This is a genomic window from Polynucleobacter sp. 39-46-10 (assembly GCF_002282275.1).
Genome location: NZ_NCJB01000412.1, coordinates 1 through 1,840, shown reverse-complemented (window position 1 = coordinate 1,840; position 1,840 = coordinate 1). Strand labels below are relative to the sequence as shown.

General features: G+C 49.5%; 1 protein-coding gene. It reads right to left on the bottom strand.

Translation table 11 applies throughout. From position 1 onward, the window contains the following. The coding region (gene cphA, locus B7X71_RS16260; RefSeq protein ID WP_293601497.1) for a cyanophycin synthetase at positions 1-1,720 on the bottom strand (1,720 nt) is incomplete at its 3' end. Positions 1,721-1,840: the final 120 nt, after the last annotated feature.

Genomic DNA, 1,840 nt, shown 5'->3' with positions numbered 1-1,840 from the left:
AGTTCAGTCCCAGGTGATCACCTTCACCAATATTGGTCACAACAGCTACTTCACAACGGTCAAAGCCAAGACCCTCTCGCAACATGCCGCCGCGAGCAGTTTCGAGTACAGCGGCATCAACATCAGGATGCATGAGCACATTGCGAGCACTCTTGGGGCCGCTGCAATCACCAGAATCAATTAAACGATGGTTAATGTATACGCCATCGGTAGTTGTCATGCCCACGCGTAAACCGGTCTCATTGAGTAAATGAGATATGAGGCGCACGGTAGTGGTTTTGCCATTAGTGCCTGTAACAGCTACCACTGGAATACGTCCATCCTCACCCAATGGGTACATCATATTGATGATATCTTCACCTACAGGTCGGCCCTTGCCATATGAAGGCTTGAGATGCATCCGTAATCCAGGCGCTGCATTGACTTCCACAATGCCACCACCTTGCGGCTCTAGAGGTTTGTAAATTGCCTCGCACAAAATATCAACACCCGCAATATCCAACCCAATCATTTGGGCAGCAGCAATTGCACTCGCCGCTACATCGGGGTGTACATCATCAGTCACATCAGTGGCAGTGCCGCCGGTGCTAAGGTTGGCGTTATTTCGGAGTAAAACGCGCTCACCCGTCTTGGGGATGTATTGCGGGCTTAGGCCATTGCTGGCTAGATGCGCAAGCGCGATGTCATCAAAACGAATCTTGGTTAATGCAGTTGCATGACCATCACCACGCAATGGATTTTTGTTCTCTAGATCAACTAACTCTGATACGGTATGTTTGCCGTCACCAACCACTTGAGCTGGCTCTCGGCGCGCTGCAGCAGAGAGGCGATTACCCACCACCAGCAAGCGGTAGTCAGCTCCAGGGAGATAACGCTCGACAATGGTTTGGCGTCCAAAAGCCTGGGTGACTATAAAGCCAGCACGTACCTCTGCTTCAGTTTGAATATTGGCAACAACCCCTTTGCCTTGATTGCCATCTTTAGGCTTCAGAACAATGGGGCCACCAATTTTTTGAGCAGCGCGCCATGCATCATCCGCAGTAGTAACGACTTCACCAGTGGGAACAGAAACCCCTGCAGCTGCCAATAAGTTTTTGGTGAGCTCTTTATCTTGTGCAATTGCTTCTGCAATCGCGCTAGTGTCGCTAGTCTCTGCTGCCTGAATGCGTTTTTGCTTGCTACCCCAGCCAAACTGCACCATGCTGCCTTCAGTCATACGGCGGTAGGGAATATTTCTTTGTACGGCAGCATCGACGATAGAACCAGTGCTAGGTCCTAGACGAACATCTTCATACAAAGCTTCTAATTCTGAGAGGGCCGCAGCTAAATCAAAAGGCACATCACTCAGGGTTGCTTGAATGAGCCCAAAAGCAAAGTCAAAAGCCATGCGCCCAACAACTTCTTCGGTGTATTCCACGACGACTTGATAGACGCCGACATCAACCGTTTGTACTGTGCGGCTAAAAGTGACTGGGCAACCTGCTTGAGACTGAAGACCTAAAGCAGCATGCTCTAAGGCATGTGCCAGAGAAAGAATTTCATTATGACCGCCGCGACGCATACTTCCTAATTGAGGAAAGCGTTCGCGAATCTTGATTTCAAAATGGGGAATTGAATCGATTGAGCGCTCTGTTTCATCGCAAGAAACAATTGCCTCTAGGGCGGTATGGCGGCTCCATAAATTTGGGCCGCGCAACATGCGAATACGGGTGATTTCCAATTAAACCCCTGCTGGAATATTGGAGCTAGAAACAAATGTTTCAACTCCAGCTTCGATAACGTTGAACGGAATATCCAAAGCCCAGGCCGCACCAATAGCAGCTGCAAGGCTTAAGTGTGG